The sequence below is a fragment of the Azonexus sp. genome (assembly GCF_036170495.1).
Lineage (GTDB): Bacteria > Pseudomonadota > Gammaproteobacteria > Burkholderiales > Rhodocyclaceae > Azonexus.
On record NZ_JAVHPH010000041.1, the window covers coordinates 1 to 6,571 of the forward strand.

Consider the following 6,571-nt stretch of genomic DNA (forward strand, 5'->3'; position numbering starts at 1 on the left):
AATGCACTGCTTAAACTGACGGCATTACTGTCTTGACTCAGGGGGCCACTTCAGTCGACCAGATAGAAGCCATCGTTGCGACGTTCGACGCGTGCATGCTGGCGGGAGGCCTTGCGGTCATCGATGATGAGCTTGCAGCCGAGATCGCGGCCAATAGTAAGAACCGGGGTTTTATCGTCGAGCAGGAAGGCTTTGCCGCGATGGCGAACACATAGCCGCTCGGGTGGGAGTGTGCTGCTGGGGCCAAAAGCGGAATGTGCTGAATTGGCAGTTGCCCCTTGATAATTCGGCCAGTTGATCTGGAAAAGCGGTAGTGCTTCGCCTTCTTCGGGAACGCTACCAAGTTCTGGCATGGGATCGGCAGAAATAAAGCTTGGTTCGGACAGTGCCTGGACCAGAAGCAAGCTACACAAAATCTGATTCCGTCGCGCAATACCGGCGATACGCGCAGCCGTAGAGATGGCTGATCCGGTGAGTTTGTTGCCATCGTCGGCCACCTCTCCGCAGTGCAGACCGATGCGAATAGTCAATTTCAGGCCTGAAACAGGTGGCAAATCGGCAATCCGTTGTTGCATGTCGATTGCCGCCTGGCATGCGTCTTCGGCTGTTTCAAAGGCCCCCAGCAACTCGTCCCCGACAACCTGTATGGTCTTGCCCTTGTAGCCATCGATCGATCGCTTCATGCGCTTGAGGCAACGTTCAACCGCATGCATTGCCTCTTTGTCTCCTAGACGCTCGAAAAGCGCCGTACTGCCCGAGACATCGGCGAACATCACAATCAGCTTTCGTTGCGTGGCGCTCATTGTCTACCTGGAGTCCATGAATAAACGACTGCTCATTATATGTTGATCGTGCGGCCTCTGCATTATGCCGAAAGGCTTATCGGGATGGTCCCGCTGATTGGTATTTCCGGGGGGTCGAAGGCAATATCACCCTCTTCAACCGGGGTGTCCAGTGTCAAGCCATGAAAGTCGAACAAGTTGCCATCTGCCAGGTGGGAGGGAACGACATTTTGCATGGCGGTGAACACGGATTCGGTACGGCCGGGATAGCGCTTGTCCCAGTCCTCCATCATTTCCCGGATTTTCTGCCGTTGCAGGTTGTTCTGCGAGCCGCACAGGTTGCAGGGGATGATCGGGAATTCCATGCCACGGGCGAATTTGGCGATGTCCGCTTCGGCGCAGTAGGCTAACGGCCGGATGACGACATGCGCCTTGTCGTCGGTGACGAGTTTGGGCGGCATGCCCTTGAGTTTGCCGCCAAAAAGCATGTTGAGAAAGAGCGTATGGACCATGTCGTCGCGGTGATGGCCGAGGGCGATCTTGTTGGCGCCAAGTTCCTTGGCCGTACGGTAGATGATGCCGCGTCGAAGCCGCGAACAGAGGGAACAGGTGGTCTTTCCTTCGGGTATCTTTTCCTTGACGACCGAATAGGTGTCAGCTTCGACAATCCGATGCTCGATGCCGATCGAATCGAAGTAGCGTGGCAGAACGTCAGCGGGAAAACCCGGCTGTTTTTGATCGAGATTCATGGCAATCAGGCGAAATTTGACTGGCGCCCGCTTCTGCAGTGCCATCAGCATGGCGAGCAGCGTGTAGGAATCCTTGCCGCCAGAAACGCAGACGAGCACGGTGTCGCCATCCTCGATCATGTTGTAGTCGATGATTGCCTTGCCGGTACGGCCTTCCAGATATTTGCGCAGTTTGAGCAGGTTGTTCGATTGGGTCATGGCGGGGAGACGAAGGCGGCGTGTGAACCAGGCAGTGGAGTTGCCACGGTCAACCGGAAATTTTGCCTAAAATTGAAAATGGCGAGTGTACCTTGTGCCACCCGCCTGGCGTAAAAATTCTGCTTTGAATCAGTGGTTTCCGCCAATGGCCAGCAGTTTTTCCTGCAACTCTTTGATCCTGATTGGTTTCGACAGATAGTCGTCCATGCCCGCTGCCAGGCAGGCGTCGCGGTCGTCCTGCTGGGCTGCGGCAGTCATGGCGATGATCGGCGTACGCGTCTGGTGATATTCCGCCTCGCGGGCGCGAATGTGTTGCGTTGCTTCGACGCCGCCCATGACCGGCATTTGCATGTCCATCAGGATCACATCGAAGGAACGGGTGGCCAGAATATCGAGCGCTTCCTGGCCATTTCGGGCCAGCATTGCGGCGTGCCCCCATTTACCAAGCAGGCCGATGGCGAGTTTCTGGTTGGTCGGATGATCTTCGACGAGCAGCACGTTTAGCGCGCGTCGGGATTCCCGCAGCGAATGGCGGGTGACCAACGGTGCGCCTCCTGGGTTTTGGGTCGGCGGTACGCTGTCGAACAGTCGTCCAAGTGCGGCATGCAACTCGTCCAGTGAAATGGGTTTGGAGAAAAAACCGGCAATTCCGGCTTCCTGGCATCGCTGGGCATCGCCACGCAAGGCTCCGGATGAGAGCATCAACATCGGCGGCAGATGTCCGTAGCCGGCGTGCAGGCGCCGCGCCAGTTCGTAACCGTCGATCTCGGGCATTTGCGCATCGAGCACGATACAGTCGAAATCCGTGTTGCCCTCGTGCATCAACGCTAGCGCTGCCTGCGCTGAGTCGACAGCGCGGGGAACGGCTTTGAGCAAACTCAACATACTGCTCAGGATGCGCCGGTTGGTGGCGTTGTCGTCGACCACAAGGATGCGGCGGCCGACCAAATTAACCTGGCTAGCCTGGGTCGATGTCGCCTGCTCAGACAACTCAAGCTGCACCGAAAAGTGGAAGGTGCTGCCTTCCCCCAGTTGGCTGTGCAGCCAGATTCGGCCGCCCATCAGTTCGACCAGACGGCGGCAAATGGATAGCCCGAGACCCGTTCCGCCATACTTGCGCGTTGTCGAGGTGTCTTCCTGCGAGAAGGCATCGAAAATCAGATCCTGCTTGTGGGAGGAAATGCCGATGCCGGTATCGCGCACGGCGAAATGGACGATGGCGTGGCCATCCTGCAACTGCAGCAGTTCGGTGCGCAAGGCGATTTCGCCGCTAGCGGTGAACTTGATGGCATTGCCGAGCAGATTGATCAGCACCTGCCGAATCCGGCTGGGGTCGCCCCGAACGTAGCGCGGGACATCGTGAAGCACCTCGCTGAGCAGCTCGACTCCCTTTTCGGCGGCGCGCAGGGCCAAGGGTTTAAGGACGTCGGCAATGAGCTGAAACAGATCGAAGGAAATCTCTTCGACGAGCAGCTTCCCCGCCTCGATCTTCGAAAAATCCAGGATGTCGTTGATGATGGTGAGCAGCGACTCGGCGGAAGACTTGGCGATGCTCAGGTATTCGCGCTGCTCTACGGTCAACGCCGTTTCCAGGGCCAAATCGGTCATCCCGATGACGCCGTTCATTGGCGTCCGAATCTCATGACTCATGTTGGCGAGGAAATCGCTTTTCGCCCGGCTGGCCGCTTCAGCAGCCTCCTTGGCGCGCAGGACTTCGATCTCGGCGCGTTTTCGCTCGGTGATGTCGACGATGACACCGAGCAAGCCGGAAACGCTTCCATCGCGTCGCGTCAAGACCGCTTTGCGATAGACCGTATCGTGAATCAGCCCGTCACTGCTGTGCACGGCAGTCTCGTAAGACTGGATGCCTTTGCTGGCAAACAGTTCGGCGTCCTTTTCGGTGTGCAGGCGGGCGTCCTCCGGCGGCAGGAGATCGTTCAGCGTGTGGCCCAGCAGTTTCTCGCGACTGATCTGGAAAAACTGCTCGAAGGCTCGGTTCAGGCGAACATAGCGTCCAGCGCTATCTTTCAGATAAACCGGTAGCGGGATGGCTTCGATCAGTTCTTCGACCAGATGGAGCTGCTCCGAGAGTTGTGCCTCGATGCGCTTGCGGTCGGTAATATCGGTGCGGATGGCGATATACCGTTCGGGCTCTCCGGCAGCGTTCAAGAGGGGAACAATGGTGGCGTTAACCCAGTACAAATTCCCGTTTCGCGCCCGGTTGCAGACTTCGCCACGCCAGACCTGGCCAAGCGAGATGGCCTGCCACATGTCGCGGAACATCCCGGATGGATGGACGCCGGAATTGACGATGCGGTGGTTGCGACCGAGGAGTTCCTCGCGGGCATAGCCGCTGATGTCGCAAAAACGGTCGTTGGCATACAGGATTGTGCCGGCGCTATCGGTAATGCTGACGATGGCGTGCTGGTCGAGGGCGAATTTCTGCGTCGCCAGCTCACGTCGGCCATGCTCGCCTTCGGCGACCATCGAAGCGATTCGCTTGGAAAGTTCGGCGATGTCTGCATCGGCAAACGTATCGGTGTGGTCGCTTGGATCGGTGTCCGGTAACAAATGGCGGACGGTATCGCGCAGCGAACGCAACGCGTTTTCGCGGTCAGCCAGTGACAGGCGCAGCTTCTCGTTGCTGTCCGAGAGCTCGGACGATGAAATTTCCAGACTGCGGGTGCGTAAATCCAGATCGCGCTCGTATTGTTCATAGCTGCAATCGACGTGCTTGAGAAAATCGCCAAAACCATCCAGCGCAGTTCGCAAGGCAGGGTCTGCAGTCGTTGCGGCGCGATTCATTGAACTCAGCAACGCAGCCAATTCAGCCTCACTGCCAATACCGAGGCTGCGTTTTAACTGACGGAGAAGCGCTTTTTGCATGCGGTTTAGGTCAGGCCTCGCTCAGGCAGGTGATGGTCATTGTCTGATTGTGCAGTTTGCACGACGCGCCGGGGGCGAACGGGCTGATTTCTCCATACGAATAAAAGCCGGTCAGTACGCCGGCCTGGCCAAAAACCTCGCCGACCGCCTCGACTTCTTCATCAACACGGTCACCCATGACCAGTTTCCGGCCAACGCAGCTGACCAGAATGGCGACGCTTTCGCCAGTGCCCTGCAACATCGCCGCCGCGGCGTCCGCTGCCGATTCGGCCCCGCTAACCAGCTTGTCGGTGCTGGCGTGCATCAGCCGCAAATAGCCATCGGGATCGATTTCACCCGCCAGGATCAGGCTGCCGCTAGCTTCGTCGATGCCGAGAATGGTACGGATCAAGCCGACAGCGCTATGGTCTTCGCCGAGCATGGCGAAGGGAAAAAGCAGGCCGGATGCCGGTAGTCCCTTGGCGTGTTCGCCCAGGTAGCGTCGGTAAATTTCGAGAGCCGGTTCGCCTTCGAGTTCATGCAGGATATTGCCGTCGCAGCGCGTCACCTTGCGGGCCGGACCGAAAGCTTCCCAGCCGCCGAAGGAGCCGTGGCCAAAGCGTAGCTGGTCGCCACTCAGGCCGACGGCGACGATATGGTCGTTGGTCACGCCGTGCTGGCCGATAGTGAATGTTTCCTTGAACGCGCCGCCGTCGCCGGCCAGGCCGCCGGTAATCGGGATGGCGCTACCAATCGCGCTGCTGATGCCATTGACCAGGGCGCTACCATTGATCCGTACGCCGGGACCGAAAAGGAGGACGGCTTTGAGGTCGGCTACGGCAATTTGCTGCCCCAGCCTTTCGCCCGCAGCGAAGGAGTCCTCCATGCCGGCCAGACGTGCGCTGCCTTGATGGAGGCGGGTGGTGTCAAACTCGATGGCGGTGATGGTGCAGGTTCCATCGTTGACACCGTCCGCAGTAATTTCGCCAGCAGTCGAACAGCCGAGCAGCATGGCCCCAGGAAATGCATTGTTAAGTGACTCGCGCAAGCCAGGGAATGTCAGGTGTTCGACGCTGCCGAAAATCAACAGCAGATCTGCCGTTTCATCTTTCAGATTACTTAGCGCAGAAGCTAGTTCCGTCGGCTTGCGATTGATTATTTGTTTGATGCGCAAGGGGCGTGTCCTCCTTTGATGCAGAATGCAAAAATAGCATAGGCAGCGGAGGAATTCTCCTTGTTGCCTTAAAATTGACACTTTTTGAACTTGCCATGAATAATCTGCCGATTCCCGCGCCGGAAGCATTGGTGCACAGCCAGCGCTTGCAAAAAATGCTTGTCAACGAGGTTTTTGCCGCTGCGGGCTGGCTTTCCTTTGCGCGTTTCATGGAGCAGGTTCTTTACGCCCCGGGACTGGGTTACTACGCAGCCGGGGCGCGCAAGTTCGGCGCGGCCGGTGATTTCGTCACGGCGCCCGAAATGAGCGGATTATTCGGGCAGGCGCTCGCTCGTCAGGTCGCTCAGATCATCGCTGCATCGTGCCCCGTAGTGCTTGAAGTCGGTGCCGGCTCCGGGCGTTTGGTGGTCGACTTGCTGCTTGCTCTGGAGGCAACCGAGGCGCTACCGGAGCGCTACCTCATTCTCGATTTGTCGGCCGATCTGCGCCAGCGTCAGCATGAAACGATCGCTGCGGCGGCGCCCCATTTGTTGCCCCGGGTGGAATGGCTGGATCGCCTGCCTGAACGTTTTTCCGGCGTTGTCGTGGCCAATGAACTGCTTGACGCTATGCCGGCCCACATCGTCGCCTGGCGGGAAGATGGCATTTTCGAGCGCGGTGTTGTGGTTGATGAGTCAGGTGGTTTCACGTGGAACGAGCGCCCGGCCAGCGGCGCCCTGCTCACTGCCGCCGAAGAGATCGGTGCGCACTGCCACCTGCCGCCGGGGTTCGAGAGCGAAATCAGTCTTGCCGCGCGGGCCTGG

At 58.4% G+C, this 6,571-nt stretch carries 5 protein-coding genes; 1 reads left to right on the forward strand and 4 read right to left on the reverse strand.

Translation table 11 applies throughout. The features are described 5' to 3' along the window. Positions 1–50 precede the first annotated feature (50 nt). The 4 genes from ADADOO_RS01590 to ADADOO_RS01605 all read right to left on the reverse strand — a co-directional run bounded on the left by ADADOO_RS01590 (position 51) and on the right by ADADOO_RS01605 (position 5,768). Positions 51–803 carry an adenylate/guanylate cyclase domain-containing protein gene (locus tag ADADOO_RS01590; protein WP_511274428.1) on the reverse strand — a complete coding sequence of 251 codons (753 nt, stop codon included), beginning with the start codon at positions 801–803 and terminating at the stop codon, positions 51–53. A gap of 62 nt (positions 804–865) precedes the next feature. Then, positions 866–1,729 (reverse strand): tRNA 2-thiocytidine(32) synthetase TtcA, encoded by an 864-nt coding sequence (ttcA, locus tag ADADOO_RS01595; RefSeq protein WP_511274430.1) that lies wholly within the window; start codon positions 1,727–1,729, stop codon positions 866–868. A 129-nt stretch (positions 1,730–1,858) separates the two neighbouring features. Next, positions 1,859–4,501, reverse strand: coding sequence for a hybrid sensor histidine kinase/response regulator (locus tag ADADOO_RS01600; RefSeq protein WP_511274432.1), 2,643 nt, complete (start codon positions 4,499–4,501; stop codon positions 1,859–1,861). Positions 4,502–4,625: 124 nt separating this feature from the next. Beyond that, positions 4,626–5,768, reverse strand: coding sequence for an FIST signal transduction protein (locus tag ADADOO_RS01605; RefSeq protein ID WP_511274434.1), 1,143 nt, complete (start codon positions 5,766–5,768; stop codon positions 4,626–4,628). 95 nt (positions 5,769–5,863) lie between these two features. Here ADADOO_RS01605 and ADADOO_RS01610 point away from each other — a divergent pair. Further along, on the forward strand, positions 5,864–6,571 hold a 708-nt coding region (locus ADADOO_RS01610; protein ID WP_511274436.1), incomplete at its 3' end, for a class I SAM-dependent methyltransferase.

What these genes read in the sequence shown, in the direction of transcription:
- ADADOO_RS01590 (WP_511274428.1), bottom strand. Translation starts at nt 803, where the DNA reads ATGAGCGCCACGCAACGAAAGCTGATTGTGATGTTCGCCGATGTCTCG.
- ttcA (WP_511274430.1), bottom strand. Translation starts at nt 1,729, where the DNA reads ATGACCCAATCGAACAACCTGCTCAAACTGCGCAAATATCTGGAAGGC.